The sequence below is a fragment of the Flagellimonas sp. ABD4_174 genome, from assembly GCF_056160185.1.
In genome coordinates this window covers 1,449,818-1,474,528 of sequence record NZ_JBSWWP010000001.1, presented here as the reverse complement: position 1 = coordinate 1,474,528, position 24,711 = coordinate 1,449,818, and the positions used below count along the sequence as shown (strand labels likewise).

The 24,711-nt window shown below is 42.4% G+C and carries 19 protein-coding genes; 17 read left to right on the top strand and 2 right to left on the bottom strand.

Translation table 11 applies throughout. The features are described 5' to 3' along the window. Positions 1-44 precede the first annotated feature (44 nt). Positions 45-1,079 (bottom strand): alkaline phosphatase D family protein, encoded by a 1,035-nt coding sequence (locus ACXAFK_RS06560; protein ID WP_474957189.1) that lies wholly within the window; start codon positions 1,077-1,079, stop codon positions 45-47. Positions 1,080-1,153: 74 nt separating this feature from the next. Between ACXAFK_RS06560 and ACXAFK_RS06555 the strand changes: the two genes are divergently transcribed. The 6 genes from ACXAFK_RS06555 to ACXAFK_RS06530 all read left to right on the top strand — a co-directional run bounded on the left by ACXAFK_RS06555 (position 1,154) and on the right by ACXAFK_RS06530 (position 9,297). After that, on the top strand, positions 1,154-2,170 hold the full coding sequence (locus ACXAFK_RS06555; protein ID WP_474957188.1) for a DHH family phosphoesterase: 1,017 nt from the start codon (positions 1,154-1,156) through the stop codon (positions 2,168-2,170). Next, the gene (gene gldI, locus ACXAFK_RS06550) at positions 2,167-2,715 is read left to right on the top strand and encodes a gliding motility-associated peptidyl-prolyl isomerase GldI (protein ID WP_474957187.1); all 549 of its coding nucleotides are present in this window, start codon (positions 2,167-2,169) and stop codon (positions 2,713-2,715) included. The genes ACXAFK_RS06555 and gldI overlap by 4 nt, the downstream gene beginning before the upstream one ends. Positions 2,716-2,726: 11 nt before the next feature. Continuing rightward, positions 2,727-3,830 (top strand): peptidylprolyl isomerase, encoded by a 1,104-nt coding sequence (locus tag ACXAFK_RS06545; RefSeq protein ID WP_474957186.1) that lies wholly within the window; start codon positions 2,727-2,729, stop codon positions 3,828-3,830. Between the two features lie 79 nt (positions 3,831-3,909). Continuing rightward, positions 3,910-4,983, top strand: a complete 1,074-nt coding sequence (locus ACXAFK_RS06540) for a DUF3810 domain-containing protein (RefSeq protein WP_474957185.1) — start codon at positions 3,910-3,912, stop codon at positions 4,981-4,983. 59 nt (positions 4,984-5,042) lie between these two features. Then, the gene (locus ACXAFK_RS06535) at positions 5,043-7,988 is read left to right on the top strand and encodes an amidohydrolase family protein (protein WP_474957184.1); all 2,946 of its coding nucleotides are present in this window, start codon (positions 5,043-5,045) and stop codon (positions 7,986-7,988) included. 10 nt (positions 7,989-7,998) lie between these two features. Then, positions 7,999-9,297, top strand: coding sequence for an amidohydrolase family protein (locus tag ACXAFK_RS06530; protein WP_474957183.1), 1,299 nt, complete (start codon positions 7,999-8,001; stop codon positions 9,295-9,297). Positions 9,298-9,334: 37 nt separating this feature from the next. Here the strand turns inward: ACXAFK_RS06530 and ACXAFK_RS06525 are convergent, their stop codons facing one another. Beyond that, complete coding sequence (locus tag ACXAFK_RS06525) at positions 9,335-10,138, bottom strand: DUF6503 family protein (RefSeq protein ID WP_474957182.1); 804 nt, start codon at positions 10,136-10,138, stop codon at positions 9,335-9,337. A 77-nt stretch (positions 10,139-10,215) separates the two neighbouring features. On the opposite strand from ACXAFK_RS06525, the gene ACXAFK_RS06520 reads away from it, so the two are divergent. The 11 genes from ACXAFK_RS06520 (at position 10,216) to ACXAFK_RS06470 (ending at position 24,700) form a co-directional block, all read left to right on the top strand. Beyond that, a complete protein-coding gene (locus tag ACXAFK_RS06520; RefSeq protein ID WP_474957181.1) occupies positions 10,216-11,016 on the top strand; it encodes a TrmH family RNA methyltransferase in 801 nt (266 codons plus the stop codon). 3 nt (positions 11,017-11,019) lie between these two features. Further along, positions 11,020-12,252 carry a M48 family metallopeptidase gene (locus ACXAFK_RS06515; RefSeq protein WP_474957180.1) on the top strand — a complete coding sequence of 411 codons (1,233 nt, stop codon included), beginning with the start codon at positions 11,020-11,022 and terminating at the stop codon, positions 12,250-12,252. 44 nt (positions 12,253-12,296) lie between these two features. Continuing rightward, positions 12,297-14,501, top strand: coding sequence for a RelA/SpoT family protein (locus ACXAFK_RS06510; RefSeq protein WP_224835115.1), 2,205 nt, complete (start codon positions 12,297-12,299; stop codon positions 14,499-14,501). Positions 14,502-14,541: 40 nt separating this feature from the next. Continuing rightward, on the top strand, positions 14,542-14,997 hold the full coding sequence (locus ACXAFK_RS06505) for a Fur family transcriptional regulator (RefSeq protein ID WP_224835116.1): 456 nt from the start codon (positions 14,542-14,544) through the stop codon (positions 14,995-14,997). 12 nt (positions 14,998-15,009) lie between these two features. Next, entirely contained in the window at positions 15,010-16,278 is a 1,269-nt protein-coding gene (locus tag ACXAFK_RS06500; RefSeq protein ID WP_474957179.1) for an adenylosuccinate synthase, read from the top strand. Positions 16,279-16,378: 100 nt separating this feature from the next. Then, entirely contained in the window at positions 16,379-18,496 is a 2,118-nt protein-coding gene (locus ACXAFK_RS06495) for a glycoside hydrolase family 97 protein (RefSeq protein WP_474957178.1), read from the top strand. Positions 18,497-18,567: 71 nt separating this feature from the next. Beyond that, positions 18,568-19,047 carry a Dps family protein gene (locus ACXAFK_RS06490; protein WP_252079219.1) on the top strand — a complete coding sequence of 160 codons (480 nt, stop codon included), beginning with the start codon at positions 18,568-18,570 and terminating at the stop codon, positions 19,045-19,047. A 334-nt stretch (positions 19,048-19,381) separates the two neighbouring features. Next, positions 19,382-21,079 (top strand): OstA-like protein, encoded by a 1,698-nt coding sequence (locus tag ACXAFK_RS06485; RefSeq protein WP_474957177.1) that lies wholly within the window; start codon positions 19,382-19,384, stop codon positions 21,077-21,079. Next, positions 21,079-22,275 carry an aspartate aminotransferase family protein gene (locus ACXAFK_RS06480; RefSeq protein WP_474957176.1) on the top strand — a complete coding sequence of 399 codons (1,197 nt, stop codon included), beginning with the start codon at positions 21,079-21,081 and terminating at the stop codon, positions 22,273-22,275. Before ACXAFK_RS06485 ends, ACXAFK_RS06480 begins: the two co-directional genes overlap by 1 nt. An 86-nt stretch (positions 22,276-22,361) precedes the next feature. Next, positions 22,362-23,762, top strand: coding sequence for a tetratricopeptide repeat protein (locus ACXAFK_RS06475; protein WP_474957175.1), 1,401 nt, complete (start codon positions 22,362-22,364; stop codon positions 23,760-23,762). 20 nt (positions 23,763-23,782) lie between these two features. Further along, a complete protein-coding gene (locus ACXAFK_RS06470) occupies positions 23,783-24,700 on the top strand; it encodes a polyprenyl-phosphate transporter (RefSeq protein ID WP_474957174.1) in 918 nt (305 codons plus the stop codon). The last annotated feature ends 11 nt before the right edge of the window (positions 24,701-24,711 follow it).

Below are 24,711 nucleotides of genomic sequence, written 5' to 3'. Positions count from 1 at the left end.
TAAATTTTGCGCAAACTTACACTTTTTCGACCAAGGTACAAGGCTCAATAGCTTTGTTTTAACTCTTGGAGCACTGACCCGTTATCTCCCATAATCTTAAACTCAGCCTCCATTTTTTTAATATTTAGGTTGATGATTCCATAGCTTTTATCCGAAACCACCTCTCCTACCCTATGTTGGTTCGGCTCTCCGTCAAAGCTAGCATAGGAATGTGTAAGTCCACTACTGGTAAAATCTATCAATGGGTAAGAAAGTCCGGAAACAGCGGTTTTCGAGAATTCTGAAATATGTCGATCTCCGGATAAAATGATAACTCCCTTTGCGCCGGACCGTACAATTATGTTCTCCAATTTCTCAACTTCCAAAGGAAAGTTGCCCCAAGATTCGAAACCATGTTCGCCGGAAAGCACCTGAATGCTGGACATGATCAGGTTAAAATCGGCATCGGACTCGTTGAGCTCGTTTTCCAGCCACTGCCATTGTGCACTCCCCAGTACGGTTGCCGTGGAATCCATCGTTGGTCGGTACCTTTTATTGGTATCTTCGCTTTTTAGCAGTTCGCTTCTAAAATATCGGGTATCCAATACGATCACTTTTACTTTTCCAGCCTCTACCTTGTATTCGTGCGCCGCATATACGCCCTCACGGTTTCTCCGTTCACTCTCTTTGGGCACACCCATAAAATCGAGGAACACTTGCTGACTCTCTGCCTTTATGGCAAACTCCGCACCCCCATCGTTTAGACCAAAATCGTGATCGTCCCATGTTCCGATTATAGGAACCTCTTTTTTTAATTTTGCATATCCCGGAACCGTATCCTGCATGGCATATATAGTTCTCAATCTGTCCACATCGTCCGTATCCGCGTACACAATATCGCCGCCCCAGATCCAAACATTTGGTTTTTCTGCCAAAATATCGTCCCAAAAAGGATTTGGTTCTTGTGACATATTGCAAGAACCAAAGGCAACCACAAAATCGATGGTCGGGGTTTCTTGGGTTTCATCCTTTTTTTCCTCCTTCTTTTTACAGGATGCAAAAAGAATTACCGCGGCCAATAAAATTTGAAAATGTTTCATGAAGTAATTTTAATCCATCAAAAATACACATTAACCAAGTTACCTCTATATTATATTATTGTATATTTGGCCGCATGAATTCAGCGGATATCACGACAGTAAAATCCATTCTTTCCCAACCTCAGAACATCGTAATCGTACCCCATAGAAACCCAGATGGCGACGCTATGGGATCGTGCTTGGGGCTAAGCGGATTTTTAAAGACCAAAGGACACAATGTCCGTGTTGTTTCCCCTAACGACTATCCAAAATTTTTAAAATGGATGCCAGGGAACGACGAAGTCATCAATTTTGAACGGGAAAACCCAAAGGCCAAAGAAGCCATTGAAAATGCCTCCGTAATTTTCACCTTGGATTTTAACGACTTTTCCCGGGTTGGACAAATGGCATCGGCCCTGCAAGAGGCCACTGCCGATTTTATAATGATCGATCACCACCAACAACCTAGCGATTACGCCATGGTTACCTATTCCGATGTGACCATGAGCTCTACCTGCGAAATGGTATACAACTTTATAGATTTTTTAGGGGAGACCAACGGTATTGATGCAGATATCGCCACTAATCTATATACTGGCATAATGACGGACACCGGTTCTTTTAAGTACCGTTCCACATCCAGCAAAACCCATCGTGTAGTAGCTGACCTTATAGATAAAGGGGCGGACAATATGGCCATCCACCAAGAAGTTTTTGATACCAATTCACCTTCGCGCTTGCACCTTTTGGGCGTTGCATTGAGCAATATGGTGATTTTGCCCGATTACCGTACCGCTTACATTACCTTGACCCAAGACGAACTGGACCAACACGATTTTAAAAAAGGTGATACCGAGGGCTTTGTAAATTATGGCTTAACTTTGGAAGGTATTGTTTTTGCCGTGATTTTTATCGAAAACCGGGAAGAGGGCATCATAAAAATTTCTTTCCGTTCGGTAGGTGACTTTTCCGTAAACGAATTTGCGAGAGAACATTTTAACGGAGGGGGCCACAACAACGCCGCAGGCGGAAGGAGCGAAACCAACATGGAGGAAACCTTATCCAAATTCAATACAATTTTGAAAAGTTATAAAGACCAATTAAACCCATGAGAATTTTCCTAACCGTACTTGTAGTTGCCATCTTTGTTGGGTGCCAAGGCCCAGAACCAAGAAGACCGGTCGAGGTTAAATCCGGAAGTTTCTTTAAAGAATCCATTGAGCGTACAAAAAAGCTCTTGGCAGAAGAAGAAAAAACGATTCAGGCCATTATCGCCAAAGACACGGCCAACGAGTATGTATCCAGTCCCAACGGGTTTTGGTATTATTATGAGAGCAAAAACGATACGGCCACCTATTTACCCGGAACGGGAGACCAGATTCTGTTCTCCTACAATTTAATGACCCTCGACAACGACACCATTTACTCGGCCAGCGATATTGGGCCAACCTCCCATGTAATAGACAAGCAACAATTGTTTCCCGGACTTCAAAACGCGGTAAAGCTTTTAAAGATCAACGAAAAGGTTACGTTTTTGTTCCCATCACCAATGGCCTTTGGGTATCAGGGGGACAATAAAGCTATAGGTCCAAAAACACCCCTCAAATCATCAGTGGAATTACACACAATTATAATAGCTAACGACAGTTTAAATTAAATTTATAGACCATGAAGAAATTAATTTACATCATCCCCCTGTTCCTCCTAGTGATCATAGGTTGCAAATCGAGCAAATATGCCGATTTGGGCGATGGTATCTTTGCCGACATCCAAACCACCAAAGGAGATATTATTATTCAGTTGGAGTTTGAAAAAACCCCGGTAACCGTGGCCAACTTTGTATCCCTGGCAGAAGGTAAAAACCCCTATGTTAATGATGAATACAAGGACAAAAAATTCTATGACGGTATAGTTTTCCACAGGGTGATCAAAGATTTCATGATTCAAGGTGGTGATCCCACCGGAACCGGAAGTGGAAATATTGGATACACTTTTAAAGATGAGTTCAATGATTCCCTGCGCCACTCCAAAAAAGGGATACTATCCATGGCCAACCGAGGGCCAAAAACGAACAGTAGCCAGTTTTTTATCACCCATAAAGAAACACCATGGCTGGATAACAAGCATACCGTTTTTGGCGAAGTGGTCAAAGGAATGGATGTTGTGGACAGCATTGCAAATGTGGAAACCGGAGCAAGTGACAGACCAACCACTGATGTTGTTATGAACCACGTGGAAATTGTTAGAAATGGGAAAGAAGCCAGACAATTTGATGCCATTCAGGTCTTGACCGATTATTTCAAGGAAGCCAAAGAAGCAGAGGCTGCATTTATAAAAATGAAAGAAGATTTGGCCATTCAGTTTGCGGAGCAATTCGAAGAAGCCGAAGAAACCTCCAGCGGACTGCGCATGTTGACCTTGGTAGAAGGTAACGGGGAACAACCGAAAATAGGCCAAAAAGCATTGGTCAATTATGCTGGGTGGTTGTTCAATGGAGAATTGTTCGATACCAATATTGAAAAAATAGCAATGGATTTCAACCAGTTGAACCCGGGCAGAAGAGACCAGGGAGGCTACCTACCTTTCCCAATGGATTACAGTCCCGACGCGCAGCTTGCCGCTGGTTTCCGTGAAGGATTGTTGACCATGAAGGTCGGCGATAAGCTCCGTTTGTTCATCCCCCCACATTTGGGATATGGTGACAACGACTATGGCCCCATCCCTGGTGGCTCAACTTTGGTCTTCGACATTGAGGTGGTCGGTATAGAATAAATAAGACCATTCAAATATTGATCAAAAAGCCGTACTTTTCCGTGCGGCTTTTTTATGCCATATATTGCTTCATTTTTAGATGAGACAAAAAACAAAGACCATAATTGCCATTGCCCTGCCGATACAGATTCTGCAGGTAAAATGGTTGAGCAACTTTCCTTCGTTTATTGAAGAATATTACAGCAATGGAATCTACCCATATATTTCCATTGCTCTGAGAACGCTGTTCGGTTGGATTCCATTCTCTTTTGGAGATGTGCTGTACACTGCATTTACATTTATGGCCGTAAGGTATCTTTTTAAACACTGGAAACACATCAAAAAGAAACCTTTGGTCTTTCTAAAGGACATTTTGGTGGTGATTTCCTTAGTCTATTTTGCCTTTCATTTTTTATGGGGAATGAACTATCATCGCCAACCGATTGACCATAAATTTGGAATAGAACGCGAATATACGGTGGATGAATTGGTCAATTTCACCCATTTTATTGCAAAAAAAGCAAATCATTACCAGATGGAGTTAACAGGGGATACAATTTCACCGGTACATATCCCCTACACCAAAAAACAGATTTTTTCCAAAACCGAAGAAGCTTACACCAAATTTGAAAAACAGTATCCCGATTTTAAACACAGACACTTGAGTTTAAAATCGTCCATTTACAGTATACCCCTCACATATATGGGTTACGGCGGATATTTAAATCCATTTACCAACGAGGCACAAGTGAACGGAGCCACCCCAAAATTTAGGCTGCCCACAATTAGTTGTCACGAAGTTGGCCACCAATTGGGATATTCAGCGGAGGACGCCACCAATTTTATAGGCTTTTTGGTCACTTCCCACAGTAACGACCCTTATTTCAAGTATTCAGCTTACAATCATGCTTTGGGTTACTGCTTATCCGATCTATATTACAAAGACGAAGAAAAATACAAAGAGGTTGTGGCGAGCATTAACCTTGGGGTCAAGGAAAATTTTAATGAATTGCGGATATTCTGGGAAAAATATAAAAATCCCTTCGAGCCATTGTTCAAATCCGTGTTCAACACTTTTTTAAAGGTAAACAACCAAAAGGAGGGTATAAAAAGTTACAACTCGGTCGTTGGGCTTATGGTCAATTATAAAAAACAGCATTCCATGCAAGATTGAAACTTGTAGAGTACTCCTACAAAGGTTATCTTTAATCCGACTAATTCAATTTTAACCTTATGAAACTTAAAATTTTAGCCCTGTTTCTCTTCATGGGCAGTGTTTCTTTGTTTGCACAGGATTACTTTCCAATTAACGACGGTGTTAAAGCAAAGAAAAACAACAATTACATGGCATTTACCAATGCCAAGATCTACGTTACTCCCACACAAATCATCAACAATGGTACTTTACTGATTCAAAATGGTAAAGTAGTACAAGTGGGAAAATCTGTGACGATTCCTAAAAATGCGGTCATAGAGGATTTGAGCGGAAAATCCATTTATCCGTCATTTATCGATGTATTTTCTGGATTCGGCGTCAAGCTTCCAGCAAAGGCGAACGGTGGGGGCAGGTCCGCACAGTACGGTCCGTCCAGGGAAGGTTTTTACTGGAACGACCATATAATGCCAGAAAATGATGCCATCAACAACTTTAAGTACGATGCCAAACAGGCCAAAGAATTGAGGGATGCTGGTTTTGGAACCATCAACACCCATATTGAAGATGGAATCGCAAGAGGCACAGGTCTTTTGGTCGCACTGAATGACGAAGCTTCCGAAGCACAACGAATTCTTTCCGATAGATCCGCACAATATTTCTCCTTTAAGAAAAGTCAAGCCTCCAGACAATCCTACCCAGGTTCTTTGATGGGAGCCATGGCATTGATGCGCCAACTGTATTACGACATGGATTGGTACAGCAAAGGAAATGTAGATACCAAAGATCGTTCCTTGGAAGCATTGATCGCCAATAAGGGAATGACCCAAATCTATGCTGCCGGAGATCAGGGCAACGTTTTGCGGGCCGACAAAATCGGGGACCTCTTTGGAATTCAATACACTATCTTGGGCGGTGGAGACGAATACGAATATATTGATGAAATCAAAGCTACCAATGCCAAGTTGATTCTTCCTCTAAATTTCCCGGATGCCTTTGATGTTTCCGACCCGTTCGAAGCTAAGTACATTGCCCTAAAGGATATGAGACATTGGAATTTAGCACCTACCAACCCCAAAGTTCTGAACGATATGGGTGTAGAGTTCTCCATTACAACGCATGGCCTTAAGTCTCCAAAAGAATTAAAGGAGAAGCTAATGAAAGCCATTGCTTACGGCCTACCCAAGACCAAGGCACTCGAGGCGCTGACCACCGTACCCGCTCAGATTTTGGGCAAATCCAACGAAATTGGTTCATTGCAAGCCGGTAGTCAGGCCAATTTCCTGATTACCTCCGGAGATATATTCGACAAGGGAACCACCCTTTACGAAAACTGGGTCCAAGGGTCTAAAAACGTAATCGAAAACATGGATATCATCGATATTCGTGGAGACTATAATCTCTCAGTTTCAGGAAACACATACACGGTTTCCATTACCGGTAGTGCAAGCAAGCCTTCTTTGGAAATTAAAAAAGGGGAGGAAACCTTAGATTCCAAAATTGATTATTCCTCGGATTGGGTGAACATTTCCTTTAGTGAGGACAATATGGGATCCTACAGAATGGTAGCCCACATTGAGCCGAACACCCAAACCATTAAAGGAAGCGTTGTAAATCCCAATGGGAACGAAACAATGGCCACATTGACAAAAACTTCACCCTTTGAAGAAAAATCCAAGGGCAATGAAGCAGCAGAAAAACCACAATTGATAGCCATGACCTCCCCAAATGTAGGTTATGGTTACAAAGAAAAACCGAAGCAAGAGAACATCCTTTTCCAAAACGCAACCGTTTGGACCGGGGAAGAAATTTTGGAAAACACCGATGTACTTGTAAAAAATGGTAAAATAGATAAGGTAGGTAAAGGGCTTCGTGCCGGAGGAGCTACCGTTGTGGATGCCACAGGCAAGCACCTTACAGCCGGTATTATCGACGAACACACCCATATTGCGGCCTTGGCCATAAACGAAGGAGGTCAAAATTCCTCTGCCGAAGTCCGAATGGAAGATGTAGTCGATGCCAAAGATGTAGCCATATACCGCGATTTGGCCGGAGGAGTGACCACTGCCCAATTGCTGCATGGTTCTGCCAACCCCATTGGCGGACAATCTGCGATTCTTCGTTTAAAATGGGGCGAAAGTGCCGATAATATGGTGTTCGAAAACTCACCAAAGTTCATAAAATTCGCCTTGGGGGAAAACGTAAAACAATCCAACTGGGGCAGTTACTCCCGTTTCCCACAAACCAGAATGGGAGTTGAACAGGTGTACACCGATTATTTTCAGCGCGCCAAAGAATATGACGAAAAGAAAAAAAGTGGTCAACCCTATCGCCATGATGAAGAAATGGAAACCCTGGCAGAAATCTTGAACGGGGAACGATTCATCTCTTGCCACTCCTACGTTCAGAGCGAAATCAACATGATGATGAAAGTGGCCGAGAAATTCGGTTTCCGCGTTAACACCTTCACCCACATTTTGGAAGGCTACAAAGTAGCTGATAAAATGGCAGAGCACGGTGCCGGTGGTGGAACGTTCAGCGATTGGTGGGCATACAAGTACGAAGTAAAAGACGCCATACCACACAATGCCGCCATAATGATGAGCCAAGGTGTTACCGTGGCCATAAACAGTGATGATGCCGAAATGTCCAGAAGATTGAACCAAGAAGCTGGAAAGGCAGTAAAGTATGGAGGGTTGTCCGAAATTGAAGCATGGAAAACCGTAACCTTGAACCCAGCAAAATTACTTCACTTGGATGATCGTGTAGGAAGTATTGCCGAAGGTAAAGAAGCTGATGTTGTACTTTGGAGCGACCACCCCTTGTCCGTATATGCCAAGGCAGAAAAAACCTTGATACAAGGTAAAGTCTATTTTGATATTGAAAAAGACAAGCAAATGAGGGACTCCATCAAAAAGGAACGTAACCAATTGATTGGAATGATGCTGAACGAAAAAAATAATGGAGGTAAAACACGTACTCCGGTTCAGAACAAGAAAAGAGAGTTTCACTGTGACAGCCTTTAAAAAGTAAATCATGAAAAAAATATTTTTAATCATAGCAATTGTTTTTGGGGCGTCGCTAAACGCTCAGCAAACCCCAGCTCCTCCTCAATCCGAACAAATAGCCATAATCGGTGCTACGGCCCATATTGGCAATGGAGAGGTTATTGAAAACTGTACCATAGTTTTCAAAGATGGTAAAATCACCGCCATTGGTGCCGATCTTATGGTTCCAACGATAGGCACCATGATCAATGCCGAAGGCAAACACGTATACCCTGGCTTTATTGCTCCGTCCAAATCACTCGGACTGGTAGAGGTCGATGCCGTTAGGGCCAGTGATGATCAAGATGAAATAGGTGAAATGATTCCGCATGTACGGAGCATAATTGCCTATAATGCAGAATCTCAAGTAGTGGAAAGTATGCGTCCCAACGGTGTATTGATCGGACAAGTCACCCCTCAGGGGGGAACCATCTCCGGCACTTCAAGCATTGTTCAGTTCGATGCATGGAACTGGGAGGACGCCTCCATTAAAACAGATGATGGAATCCATTTGAACTGGCCTAACTTTTTTAGAAGAGGCCGATGGTGGATGGGCGAAGAAAGAGGGTTTATCCCCAATAAAGAGTATGGCAAGGAGATGGAGGACATAAAAATGTTCTTTCTTAACTCCATTGCTTATGGCAAAGCAGGCGGAAAAGAGAAAAACCTACCGTTTGCAGCCATGCAAGGACTATTTGATGGGTCTCAACGCCTTTATATACATGCCGATGGTGAAAAGGAGATTACAGATGCAGTTTTGTTGTCCAAGGACATGGGGGTTAAAAATGTGGTGATCATTGGCGGATACCGAGCCAATAAAATTGCCGACCTGTTAAAATCACACAACATTCCTGTGCTTGTAGGTCGTACCCACTCCCTGCCCAATTTTGATGACGACGATTACGATATCACGTACAAATTGCCAAAACTATTGTTGGATGCAGGACTGCTAGTGGGATTACAAAATGAGGACGCGGCCAATTTCCAAACCAGGAATCTTGCATTTTATGCAGGCCAAACCGTAGCGCAAGGCCTGGACAAAGAAACAGCACTTCAATTGATTACAGGCAACACAGCTAAGATCTTAGGGATCGATGACAGGTACGGGACCTTAGAGGAAGGCAAGAGCGCCACTTTGTTCATTTCCGAAGGGGATGCGTTGGACATGCGCACCAATAAACTTTCCAAAGCATATATTGATGGTAGGGACGTTTCCTTGGAAACACACCAAACTGAATTATGGAAAAGATATATGGATAAATACGATAGGGAAAAAACAGGACAATAAACCAAATAAAAAAGGCGCTCAAATGAGCGCCTTTTTTTTAATTCAATTTTACATCCACATATTGGCCTTCATCCGGTTTGAAGTAAAATGATGCAGGCTTTACTTGCTCACTTAATGTAACTTCCTCAAAACTTACGGTACTTGCAGGCTCTAAAATAGTATCTCCCTCATGTTTATACCAGGTAATTGCCCTGGGCAATTGCAAACCATTTACGGATTGCCAATCGTTATAATTTATCCATCTCACATTATCGGAGCTCTCCCCAGAACGATAGGTCACCGTATAGCCCAACCAGGTCATTTTATATGTGTCCGCATCAAAATGGATAAAATACTCATCTTTAGATGAGGCACCAACCCCATTCTTATACCCGATCTTAACCCCAGGATAACTTTTGCCCCCATATTGCAAATCCTCGGTTTCCGAATACACGATACCATCATCTGCCAAAACAAAGGGCATCGCATAGAAATAGAACATTAAATTATGATAGAAGCCTACATCTCCCTTGTAGTTTTCATCGCTATCCAACAACCATGCTTGCTCTCCGTCAAAGCCCATGGTCACAACATCGGTATCGATTCGATCCATTCTTGTCCATAAATCTACTGTATGCGTTTCTGGCCGGTCTGGTTTTGGAAGAACAAAAGACAATGTACGTTGCGCTTTCCACTGCTCTAGTCCTCCATGCGCATCGAAAACCTTTGCTAGGGCCTCTGGGTAATTTGCTTCGGGTTCGGAGACCACTTGCTTTACCGGCGTTTGGATCTCTTTGGTTTTTGTGCTTTGTTTACAGGCAGATAGAGCCAGTAAAAGTAATAGGATGGTTAATTTGTTCATGGTTTACAGTTTATAATTAAGCTAGTTGGTCGAAAACCTCTTATTATAATTACAGGAATATCTATTTTTACCGATCTATGGATGTTAAACTCATAAGCAGCACCCAAAATTCTTTGGTGAAAAGAATTCTGCAGCTCAAAGAAAAATCCCGTGAACGAAAAAAGAGCGGGCTTTTTATCGTTGAAGGGCAAAGGGAAATAGGGTTGGCCCTAAAGGGCGGTTATACCATGCAGACCCTTCTTTTTTGTCCTGAAATTTTGAACAACCCTTCTATTGATACGCTCACCAAGGACGCTTGCCCGGAAATTATAGAAATATCCGAAAATGTCTACGCTAAAATTGCGCACCGGGGTACCACCGAAGGTGTAATCGCCCTGATGAGTGCAAAGGACCATGCATTGCAGAACATTACCTTTACGAACAACACACCTTTGGTTCTCGTGGCCGAAGCTCCAGAAAAACCTGGAAACATTGGCGCACTTTTACGCACGGCCGATGCTGCTGCTGTAGATGCCGTTTTAATAGCAAACCCCAAATCCGACCTATATGGTCCGAACATAATCCGATCCAGTGTTGGCTGCCTTTTTACCAACCAAGTGGGTCTGGGTACAACGGACGAGATCATTACTTTTTTACAGACCAACCAAATCAAAATTTATTGTGCCGCATTGACCGCTTCCAAAAATTATGTGGATTGTGATTTTACAGGAGCCTCTGCCCTAATTATGGGTACGGAGGCCACTGGACTCACCGATACATGGCTCCAAAATTCCGACCAAAACATAATTATTCCGATGCAAGGGGAAATAGACTCCATGAATGTTTCGGTATCCGCTGCAATACTTATATTTGAAGCGAAGCGCCAGCGCGGATTTTAAGCTATGGAAAAAAATACACTCTTTTATGCGATCCTTGCGATTCTCGTAACCCAATATCTGGCACACCAGTTCCTGGAATATCTGAATGCCAAGCGTTTCCAGTCCACAATACCTCCCGAACTGGCCGATGTCTTTGACGAAACCGAGTATCGAAAATCACAACAATATAAACGGGCCAACTACAAATTTGGTCTTATCTCCGATGGCTTTTCCCTTGTACTGACCGTATGTTTTTTAGTCCTTGGTGGATTTGAATGGGTAGATCGATTGACCCGTTCCATTGCCGAAGATACTATTCCCATGGCATTGCTGTTTTTTGGGATTATAATGTTCGGTAGCGCACTTTTGGGACTCCCTTTTTCTTATTACAAAACTTTTGTGATCGAAGGGGAATATGGCTTTAACAAAACCACTAAATCCACTTTTTTGTCAGATAAAATAAAAGGGACTCTGCTCACTTTGGTCTTGGGAGGAGGTATGCTGGCATTATTTATACTTTTCTACATATCTACAGGCCGAAATTTTTGGATCTATATGTGGGTAGCTGTCGGGGTCTTTATTTTGTTCATTAATCTGTTCTACAGCCGGTTGATCGTACCACTATTCAACAAACAGACCCCACTTGAAGAGGGCAGTCTAAAAAAATCCATTGAGGATTATGCAAAAAAGGTGGGTTTTGAGCTTCAAAATATATTTGTAATAGATGGCTCCAAACGTTCCACAAAAGCAAATGCCTATTTTTCGGGATTTGGAAAAGAAAAGCGCATTACCCTGTTCGATACCTTGATCAACGATTTGAACGAGGATGAAATAGTGGCAGTCCTGGCCCACGAGGTTGGCCATTACAAACGAAAACATATTATTGCAAATCTTTTGGCATCGTTGTTCACTACCGGTGTTACGCTTTTTATCCTATCGTTGTTCATCAACCATCCAGAAATATCCTTGGCCATTGGCGTATCCACACCAAGTTTTCATGCTGCTTTGGTCGGGTTTGCCTTATTATATAGCCCTATTTCCGAAATAACCGGATTGATCATGAACTATTTATCGAGGAGATTCGAATTCCAAGCAGATAATTTTGCAAAACGTACATTTGCCGCATCCCCATTGATCTCATCATTAAAAAAGTTGTCCAAAAAAAGTCTGAGCAACCTCACCCCACATCCGGCCTACGTTTTTGTCCACTACTCACATCCACCTTTAATTGAACGTATCCGAAACCTAAAGGCATAGATTTTGTTGTTTAAAATTTAAGATTGTAGTAAATTTAATATACTATGACAGAGGCTGCGATTGAAAAAGAAAACAAGCAAATTGCGAAGCAGTACAAAGAATTACTTCGCATTAGCTACCAAACATTGACGGACGAGGACAAGAAATTGATTCGATCTGCATTCGATGTGGCCGTAGATGCCCATAAGGATCAACGACGAAAATCCGGTGAGGCCTATATTTTTCACCCTATTGCCGTTGCCAAAATTGTAGCTTCGGAAATTGGTCTGGATGCTGTTTCCATCGCCTCTGCCCTACTGCACGATGTTGTAGAGGACACGGCCTATACGCTGGACGATATTGAGCGTATGTTCGGCGAGACAGTGGCGCGGATCGTGGACGGGCTCACCAAGATCGCCCACTTAAAAAAAGATAAGGACATAAGTCAACAAGCAGAGAACTTTAGAAAAATGCTGTTGACGCTTCATGACGATGTCCGTGTAATCATTATCAAAATTGCGGACCGGTACCACAACATGCTCACCATGGATTCCATGCCGGAACACAAACAGGTAAAGATTGCATCCGAAACACTATATATTTATGCGCCCCTGGCCCACAGAATTGGGCTTTACAATATTAAAACCCATCTTGAGGACCTCTCTTTAAAGTATACCGAACCAGAGGTTTACAACGATATCCAAGCAAAAATAGAGGACACCGAAGAGGAAAGCTTGGCCTATATCGAAGACTTTGCCAATGTTATCCGGACATCGCTGGACAAAGAAGGTCTTAATTACTACATCAAAGGTAGAATGAAATCCATTTTCTCCATCCGTAAAAAGATGAAGACTCAAAATGTAACTTTTGATGAAGTCTACGATAAGTTCGCAATTCGGATCATCTACAAATCCGATCGCAAGAACGAAAAATTCCTGGCTTGGAAAATCTACTCCATAGTTACCGATCACTTTACCCCAAACCCGATTCGACTTAGGGATTGGATCACCTCTCCCAAATCCACAGGGTACGAAGCTCTGCATATAACGGTAATGGGTCCAAAAGGAAAATGGGTAGAAGTTCAGATTCGTAGTGAGCGTATGCACGAAATTGCAGAAAAAGGCTATGCTGCGCACTTTAAGTACAAACACGGCAACCAAAAGGAACAAGGCATAGAAGAATGGCTCAACAAACTACAGGAAGCACTTGAAAATGCCAATGGCAATGCTGTCGACTTTGTCGAGGAATTTAAACTGAACCTTTATGCCAAGGAAATCTTTGTTTTTACACCCAAAGGAGATTTAAAATCGATGCCCAAAGGTGCCACCGCCCTTGACTTTGCATTTAACATCCATACCGAAGTAGGATTAAAGACCCGTGGAGCCCGTGTAAACGGAAAGCTGGTCCCGTTGGGCACAAAACTCAGGAGTGGTGATCAAGTGGAGATCATTACCTCGGAAAGTGCCAAACCTACTCAAAGTTGGTTGGATTATGCGCAAACAGCAAGAGCTCGCTCCAAAATTAAATCGTCGTTGAGCGAAGAGAAAAAAGAGGTCGCGGCAGAAGGAAAGGAAATATTGCGACGAAAGTTAAAGGCCCAAAAAATCAACCTGAACGAGGACACCGTCAACAAATTGGTGACCTTTTTCAAGCTAAAAACAAGCTTGGACCTTTTCTATCGTGTCGGTATCGGTGTTATCGATAACGAAAAGCTCAAGGATTTTTCATCATCCTACCACAATGCATTTATCAATTTCTTCAAAAACAAAATCCGAAGAACCCCTACACCAAAAGATGTAGATAAAAACGAGATCACCACCAAATACGACCTACTAGTATTCGGCAAGGAAGAGGAAAGGCTCAACTATAAACTCTCGCAATGCTGCAATCCAATTCCCGGAGATGAGGTGTTTGGATTTGTAAGTGTTAACGATGGCATTAAAGTGCACAAAAAGAATTGCCCGAACGCCATATCGTTACAATCCAATTATGCCTATAGAATTATAAGTGCCAAGTGGATAGATTCTTCCCAAGAAGAGTTTTCTGTGGATATTCAAATAACCGGTATCGACAACATGGGATTGGTACAGGATATTACCAAGATCATATCGGAAAACATGCATGTAAACATGCGAAACCTCAACTTTAGTGCGGACGGAGGCACCTTTAAAGGAAAGATAACGCTCGTGGTCAAAAACAATAATATCCTTAAACGACTGATGAACCGTTTAAAGCAAGTTGAAGGAATAGATAAAGTAACAAGAATTTAATTTTTAACTGTACCTTTGTGCATTAGCTATGCAGAAAGCCATGGGAAACAACAAAAATCAGGAAATTGTAAAAAATGTGTTCACCTCGTTCCTAGAGGAGAAAGGACACCGCAAAACTCCTGAGCGCTACGCCATTTTACAGGAAATTTATGAAAGCGACGACCATTTTGACGTAGAATCCCTTTACATCAAAATGAAGACAAAAAACTATAGGGTAAGCCGGGCCACATTGTACAACACCATAGAACTTTTGTTGGAGAGCAAACTGGTTCGCAAGCACCAATTCGGCAAAAACCAGGCGCAATATGAAAAGTCTTATTTTGATCGTCAGCACGATCATGTTATCCTAACCGATACAGGAGAGGTAGTGGAGTTCTGTGACCCACGTATCCAATCCATCAAAAAAACCATTGAGGAGGTTTTTGACATTAAGATCAATAATCACTCCTTATATTTCTACGGAACTCGAAACAAAGAAGAAAACCTAACCGAATAACCCACATATTACATGGTAGATTTATTGCTTGGACTCCAATGGGGAGACGAAGGAAAAGGAAAAATTGTTGATGTACTTACCAAGGAATACGATATTATAGCCCGTTTTCAAGGAGGGCCCAATGCAGGCCACACCTTGGAGTTTGATGGTATTAAGCACGTTTTGCATACAATTCCCTCTGGGATTTTTCATAAAAATGCGATCAATATAGTGGGGAACGGAGTCGTCATAGACCCCGTTATCTTTAAAAAAGAACTGGACAATCTCGAAAAATTCAATATCGATATCGAGTCCAAACTGTTCATTTCTCGAAAAGCACACCTGATTCTTCCAACCCATCGTTTGTTGGATGCCGCTTCCGAAGCATCCAAAGGAAAAGCAAAAATCGGTTCCACTTTAAAGGGTATTGGCCCTACCTACATGGATAAAACAGGCCGCAACGGAATGCGTGTTGGCGATTTGGAGTTCGATGATTGGAAAACAAAATACCGAGCCCTTGCCGACAAGCACGAGGCCATGATCGATTTTTACGATGTAGATATCCAGTATAATCTGGAAGAATTGGAGGCAGAATTCTGTGAAGGTGTTGAAACATTGAAAAAATTGACCTTTATAGATAGCGAGGAATACATTTTCAAAGCGCAGGCCGAAGGCAAAAAGATTTTGGCCGAAGGTGCTCAAGGCTCCCTCTTGGACATCGATTTTGGAACCTACCCTTTTGTAACATCCTCGAATACTACCGCCGCCGGAGCGTGCACAGGATTAGGTGTTGCCCCAAACAACATTAAGCGTGTTTTGGGGATTTTTAAAGCCTACACCACCCGTGTGGGAAGCGGCCCGTTCCCTACTGAACTTTTTGATGAGGAAGGTGCCAAAATGGCCAAAATAGGCAACGAATTCGGCGCAACAACAGGAAGACCACGTCGTTGTGGATGGTTGGATCTGGTAGCCCTAAAATATGCTGTTCAAATTAATGGTGTAACAGAACTAATGATGATGAAAGCCGACGTTCTTAGTGGCTTTGAATCCATTAAAGTATGTACGGCCTACTCCTATAAAGGAGAGCAAATACAGCATTTGCCCTACAACATAGAGAAAGAGTACGTTACTCCTGTGTACACGGAATTGAAAGGATGGTCCCAGGACCTTACCAAATTGTCCAAGGCAGAGGATATACCTAATACCCTGAACGAATATATCGGGTTCTTGGAAGAGCAGTTGAACGTACCCATTAAAATAGTATCCGTAGGTCCGGACAGGCTTCAAACTATTCATAGGTAAGACTCGGTTTTTTGTTCATTTTTGAGTAATTTAATAGTCCGGTTGTTCCATCACGGACATCATACTCCTACTCAAACGCAATTGACTAAATATCATTACCATGAACAAAATATTGACCCTGCTATTAGTACTGGCAAGTCTTGTTTCCTGCCAAAAGAAAGAGCCAAAATCACTTTCCGTTGCATCTCCAAAAGGAACCAACTCCATAGAGTTTTTTCTATCGGAGAACGGCAATCCATTGTATGTGGTGAATCATAACAACAAAACTGTTATCGATTCCTCTTTGATTGGTTTTGATTTCAAAAATCAAAAATCCTTGAACGGAAATCTGGGCATTATCAATTCAACCACAACCACGGTAGATGAGACTTGGGAAATGCCCTGGGGGGAGCAAAAAGAGGTTGTGAACCAATACAACGAACTCAAAGTTGAGCTCGAAGAGACCCAAGCCCCAAACCGTAAATTCAACATCTATTTTAGGGCTTATGATGATGGTGTAGGTTTCCGGTATGAGTTTTTACCACAACAAGGCGTGGACAGCGTGGCAATAATGGACGAAAACACCCAATTTCAGCTCACAGAGGACTATACGGCATGGTGGATTCCAGGGGATTGGGATATCTACGAACACCGTTATAACACCTCTTTGGTTTCTGAGATAGATGCCATTTCCAAAAGAAACCACCCTGACCTTGCACAGACCTATATTCCAGAAAATGCGGTAAATACACCAGTAACCCTGCGAAACAAAGATGGACTGCACCTGAGTTTCCACGAAGCCAACCTGACCAATTATGCCGGTATGACCTTAAAAGTGGACAATACATCTTTACTATTGACCAGTGAGCTGGTAGGTTCCGATCGACTCGGCCACAAAGTAAAAAGGGCGCTTCCCTTTAAAACACCTTGGCGAACGGTTCAAATTGCGGACAAGGCCACGGAACTTATCGAATCCAAATTGATCGTTAATCTCAACGAACCCAATAAATTGGGCAGTGTAGATTGGTTCGAACCAAAAAAATACGTCGGTATCTGGTGGGAGATGCACCTGGGCAAATCCACCTGGGACTATGCAGGCTCGCAAGACATGAACACATTTACGGAAGATGCCAAACCTACCGGGAAACATGGCGCAACAACCGAAAATACAAAACGCTACATCGACTTTGCTGCAAAAAACAACATTAAAGGTATATTGGTGGAAGGCTGGAATACAGGATGGGAGCATTGGATAGGTTTTGAAGACCGCGAAGGGGTCTTCGATTTTGTAACGCCCTATCCCGATTATGATCTGGAGGGACTTAACAAATACGCCAAAGAAAAAGGAGTGGAATTGATAATGCACCACGAAACTTCGGCAGCGCCCCGAACCTATGAGCAGCAGTTGGACACTGCCTATCAGTTAATGAACCAATTGGGCATACATTCCGTAAAAACCGGCTATGTAGGGAAAATAATTCCTAAAGGCGAGTACCACCACGGACAATGGATGGTTAATCATTATAGAAAAGTGTTGGAAACAGCGGCCAAATACAACATAGCCATAAATGCCCACGAACCTATAAAAGCAACAGGAATACGAAGAACATACCCAAATGCCATTTCTAGGGAAGGATTAAGAGGCCAAGAATTTAACGCCTGGTCTGCCGATGGTGGCAACCCTGCAGAACATTTGCCCATTGTTGCTTTTACACGAATGTTGGCAGGACCTATAGATTTTACACCCGGTGTTTTTGATATTGAACTCCCTACAAAAGAAAATAACAGGGTCAGCACCACCATTGCCCAACAGTTGGCTCTTTATGTGGTAATCTACAGTCCCGTGCAAATGGCATGCGATCTGCCCGAAAATTATGAAAATCAACCAGCGTTCCAATTTATTAGGGACGTCGGGGTAGATTGGGACCGAACAGAAGTGCTAAATGGAGAAGTTGGTGACTACGTTACCATTGCACGCAAAGAACGTGGAACCGGAAATTGGTTTGTTGGCGGTATTACGGATGAAAACGCTAGGGAACTAACTGTTGATTTTGATTTTTTGGACGAGACCAGTAGTTACAAAGCCATTATTTATAAGGATGCCGAAAGTGCAAATTTTAGGACCGACCCTACTGCAATCGACATAGAAAATATAGAAATAAATAAAAATTCAACCCTCAACATAAAACTTGCCGAAGGGGGAGGCTTTGCCATTAGTTTACTAAAAGAAAACGAGTAGCCTATGTGACTTAAATCACAGATGATACTTGGCAAAATCCGTAACTTTGTACCAAATAAAAATAAGAAGTTATGACAGATAAATTAAATCAAATAGGACTGGACAACAGAGCTTCCAAAGAGCTATCCGACAAGCTGAACGAACTGTTGGCAAACTATCAGATATTTTACATGAACGCACGTGGTTTCCATTGGAACATCAAGGGCGAAAAATTCTTTGAACTACATGCAAAATTCGAAGATCTGTACAACGACTCTTTGGAAAAAATCGATGAAATAGCCGAAAGAATCTTGACCTTAGGGTTTACACCCCTGCACAATTATGAAGATTATTCGGGAATCTCCAAAATAAAGGCCTCCAAAAATGTATCCGGTGGAAAAGACGCCGTTCAGGCCATATTGGATGGATACAAAGTATTGCTTCCATTGGAAAGAGAACTTTTGGAAATGGCCGGTGAATCCAACGACGAAGGCACAGGGGCATTGATGAGCGATTACATTAGAGAACAGGAGAAATTGGTTTGGATGTACTCCGCATTTTTAAACAAATAGACCCCAGCTCACAGAATTGCCGTTGGGCCCTTTGTTCCCAACGGATATCTGGCTTTGGCACTCAAAGACCATTTTAGGATCATTCAGGATTTTGGCACATAAGCTTAAAGTATTGCTGAAATCTTGGATGATTTTATTTTTCAGAAGTATTTAAGTTACTTCATGGTCTATATTAGCCTCCTTCGGATTTTCCTTAACACCTTCTTTTTTGCCATGGTTCAAATCTTCAGACCAACAAGATGTGACGTTCAGCTTGTGGTGAATTGCCAAAGCTTTCTAAACGATTTGTGCCACTTCAGCTAAAAATCCTACTTTTGACCAAAATTAAACGCATTTGAAAAGTATTTTATTTTTCATTTTATCGCTTCTGACTTTTGGTGTTTTCGCACAACAAAACCAACCCAAGGAAGGAAGACAAATAAACATTGTTTACGGGGCCAACTTTACCAAAGATGAGGCCCAGTTTCCAGGTGCATCGATTTTTAGCAAGGATGATGAGCGACAAGTACAGTTTGAACACCAAGGTGCCGACCTTTGGTGCGATATTGCCATATTTTATGCAGAAGAGAATCGATTAAAAGCCATTGGAAATATTCGATTGCAACAAGGGGATTCCATAGAAATGAACAGTGGCAAAATGGATTATGATGGCAACACCAAACTGGCAAAAGCTTGGGAGAAAGTAGACCTTACCAATGGCCAAATGACGTTGACCACGGATACCCTTTATTTTGATAGGGAAAAACAGAAAGCATACTACAATGCCGGAGGCAAGGTTGTAGATTCCACCAATGTGCTCACGAGCATAATCGGCACGTATTTTATGACACCCAAAAAATACCAGTTCCAGCGCAAGGTACACATAGACAACCCGGATTACATTATCGATTCGGAGCAACTGGACTACTACACCACCTCCAAAAATGCCTATATGTATGGGCCTTCCACCATTACGGGAGAGGAATATAAAATCTATTGTGAGCGCGGTTTCTACGACACCAAAATTGAACAGGGCTACGGCATAAAGAACACCCGAATCGATTACGACAACAAAATCATTGAGGGGGACAGCCTTTATTTTGATAAGGCTACCGAATTTGCCTCGGCCACTAACAACATCAAGATCACGGACACTATCAACAATGGAGTGATCAAAGCACACTATGCCGAAGTGCACAAAGCAAAGGATTCCGTTTTTGCCACCAAAAGGGCAGTTTCCATCAATTTGGTACAAAAAGATTCACTTTACATGCATGGCGACACCTTAATGGTAACCGGCAAAGAGGAAGAGCGCATCATCAGGGCATTCAGAAATGCCAAGTTTTATAAAACCGATTTGAGCGGTAAGTCGGATTCCATCCATTTTGATGAAAGAACAGGAATTACCGAACTGATCACCGACCCCATTTTATGGAATGTGGACAACCAGATTACCGGAGACAGCATCCATTTGATATCCGACATGGAGACCGATAAACTGGATTCCCTAAAGGTGATCGAAAACGCTTTCATTATTTCGCTGGATACTATAAGTGGAACGGGTTACAATCAGGCCAAAGGAAAAAATCTGTATGGCAAGTTCATAGAAAACGAACTTAAAATAATCGACCTGGTCCAAAATACCGAAGTAATCTATTATGTCTACAACGACGATGAAGAGCTGATTGGAATAGACAAGACGATTTGCAGTAAAATTAGGCTCCTAATGGCCGATAACGATATTGAGGACATCACCTTCTTTGTAAATCCAGATGGGGATATATTCCCCGAGACCGATTTGCCAGTAGAGAGCCGTAAACTAAAAGGCTTTGTTTGGCGTGGCGATGAACGGATCATGTCCAAAGAGGAAATTTTTGATGAGGACGATAACAATATCGAATTGGTAAAGATCCGGGGCATAGAAAATCCCATTGATATCGATGCCGAAGAAAACGAAAGGCAAAACAACGAGAACGACCCCATTACCGCCCCTAACACCAAGGCGGTAAAACCCAAACAGCCCACGCTAAAAAAGAAAGCGCAAACCCCATAATGTCTAAAAAAGATTTCTTTACATACCAAGCCCAAACTACACCGCATCCATTGGCCTTGGAAGTTTCGCATGCCAAAGGGAGCTATGTTTACGATACCGATGGCAATGCCCATTTGGATTTTGTAGCAGGCGTATCGGCCTGTAGTTTGGGGCATTGCCACCCCAAAGTGGTTGGTGCCATAAAGGCACAACTGGACGAATACATGCATGTTATGGTGTACGGCGAATATGTACAAAAACCAGCCGTGGAATTCTCCAAGCTGCTCTCTTCCCTCCTTCCAAGTAATTTGAACACCACTTATCTGGTCAACTCGGGTACAGAAGCTATGGAAGGAGCCCTAAAATTGGCACGCAGGCACACCGGTCGTTCAGAAATAATTGCGGCCAAAAATGCCTATCACGGGAACACCATGGGCAGTTTGAGCCTAATGGGGCTCGAAGAACGAAAAAGTCCGTTCCGACCTTTGATTCCGGATATAAGGTTTGTTCAATTTAACAATGAAGAAGATTTAAGCAAAATTACAGAAAAAACTGCCGCAGTGGCATTGGAGACCATTCAAGGAGGAGCAGGGTTTATAGTACCGAAAAATGATTATTTAGAAAAAGTAAGGGCCCGCTGTAATAAGGTTGGGGCATTACTTATATTGGACGAAATACAGCCTGGGTTTGGCCGAACCGGTAAATTGTTCGCTTTTGAGCATTACAATTGTACTCCGGACATCTTGGTCATCGGCAAAGGAATGGCATCGGGTCTTCCCGTTGGCGCCTTTGTAGCCTCCAAACAGATCATGGCAGACCTTAAAGACAATCCAAAGTTGGGGCATATTACCACTTTTGGGGGCAATCCAGTAATTGCTGCCGCCAGTTTGGCCACCTTAAAAGAAATTACCGAAACGGACCTTATCCATCAAACATTGGCCAAAGAAAAACTGTTCCGTAAATTATTAAAGCACCCTTTGATCAAAGAAATTCGGGGGAAGGGCCTTATGCTCGCCCCCATTATGCAAAACAAGGATGTTGCCGATTATCTAATTCTTGAAGCGGCCAAAAAAGGTTTGATACTCTTTTGGCTATTATTTGAGCCAAAAGCTGTGAGAATATCGCCTCCGCTCACCATTTCCATGAAAGAAATCGAAGAAGGTTGCGACCATATTATCAGTATTTTAAATGGCTACCGACCCAATACTGTTAACTAATTTGTTGATAACATACCCCAAAATCGGACTTGAACAGAACCACAAAAGGTTAATTTTAAGTCCATAGTTCAACCAAAAACGTTCCTATGGCGTTAGAATCTAACGAATATCCAGACAAATCCATACACAAATTTGAGTCCATGCTCAAGACGGATGACGTCTATTTCTTTGATGCGGAGGACTTTGAGGAAATTATTCATCATTACTTGAACAATGGCAAAATCTCTTTGGGAAAGAAGGCCATCCAAATCGGGCTGGAACAACATCCCAATTCCATGGAACTTAAACTTTTAAGAGTGGAAGTATTGGCCTTTGAGGATAAATTCGAGGCCGCTGAAACCCTTCTGGACGAAATCCAGACCATTAATGTGGCCAACGAGGAAATTTACATCCAACGGGCCAATATCAGGTCCAAGCAAGACAAGCACCAAGAGGCTGTAAACCTCTTACTTGAAGCACTGCACATTACGGAGCACTCCTTCGATATTCATTCCCTATTGGGAATGGAGTATCTATTTATGGATAATTACGAGCAGGCAAAACTTAGCTTTATGCGCTGTGTGGAAATAGACGACCAAGATTACTCGTCCCTGTACAATGTTGTGTATTGTTTTGAATTCTTAGAAGATTTTGATGGTTGTATTTATTACTTGAACGATTATTTGGACCGCAATCCCTATTGTGAAGTCGCCTGGCACCAACTCGGAAAAATGTACTTGGCCAAAAATTTATACTTGGAAGCCCTTACCGCTTTTGACTTTGCCGTTATCTCGGACGATTCCTTTATAGGCGCATATTTTGAAAAAGGCAAAGTGTTGGAAAAGTTGGGCAGGTACAACGAAGCGATCGAAAATTACGAGTCCACCATTTCCATGGATGACCCAACCTCGTATGCGTTTTTGCGCTTGGGAAAATGCCATGAAAAATTGGGCAATTTTGATCTGGCCAAATATTACTATTATCACACCGTACATGAAGACCCTTTATTGGACAAGGGATGGCTGGCCATTACCGATTTCCATTTTGGCCAAAAAAACTACGTAAAGGCACTGCACTACATAAACAAAGCAATAAATATAGATGGTGAAAATCCAAAGTACTGGAAAAAGGCCGCCAAGATTTATTTCGCCATGAACAATTTTGACGAAGCCGATTTTGCCTACAAACAAGCTGTAGAACTGGGAAATTATGAGTTACATACCTGGAAAAACTGGACAGAGGTGCTCAGTAAAATCGGGGATTACAACTCGGCCATCCAAGTATTGATCCAAGGTTTGGAATTTTACCCGGACAACTCAGAGCTAACTTATAAGTTAGCGGGACTTCATTTAAAAAACAACGACTTGGGCGAAGCAAAAATCATCTTATCCAAGGCTATGAAAATTGATATTGGTAAATTGCGGCAGTTTGAGAAGGAATTCCCAGAATTCATTGAAGTAGATTGGGTGAAAGCATTGGTTTCCAAAATAAAGAAAACAACCAAGTAGCCCGTATATTAACCAATAATATGCAAGCACGTCGTATACTGGACTACGTATTTATAACACTCAAAGGAATGGCCATGGGTGCCGCAGATGTGGTCCCGGGAGTTTCCGGAGGAACCATTGCCTTTATTTCCGGGATTTATGAAGAACTCATCACTACCATAAACAATATCAACCTTTCCCTTGTACCCTTGTTCCGTAAAGATGGGGCAAAGGCAGTCTGGAACAAAATCAACGGAAATTTTCTCGCGTCACTTTTTCTTGGGATCTTTATTAGTGTACTCTCTTTAGCAAAATTTCTGAGCTGGCTCTTGGAGAACGAACCGATTTTGCTCTGGTCGTTTTTCTTTGGCCTGGTGGTCGCATCCATTTTTATGGTGGCCAAAGAAATTACCAAATGGAACCTGGGATCCATACTCGTTTTTATTGCTGGTTCGATTTTGGCCTATTTGATCACAGAATTGCCCGTAAACAACAATGTGGACAGCCTCCCATTTCTTTTCCTATCTGGGGCATTGGCCATTTGTGCCATGATTTTGCCCGGGATTTCCGGAGCCTTTATTCTAGTACTCTTGGGCTCCTACAAGACCATTTTGGACGCAGTCCACGAAAGGGACATCAAAATAATACTAACCGTGGGCGTTGGGGCAATTTTTGGGCTTTTGAGCTTTGCACGCTTGCTCAAATGGATGTTCAACCACTACAAAAACATAACACTGGCCTTATTGACCGGTTTTATTTTGGGTTCCCTAAATAAAATTTGGCCCTGGAAAAAAGTATTGGAGACCAAAACCTTTGGAGAAAAGATCATTGTTGTAGATGATGTAAATGTGCTTCCGGGAACTTTTGAAGGTGACAATAAATTAATGCTTGCCATTATTCTGGCCGTACTAGGTTTTTCGCTTATTTTTATCTTAGAAAGATCAGCTTCTAAAAAGTAAGTAAAAACGGA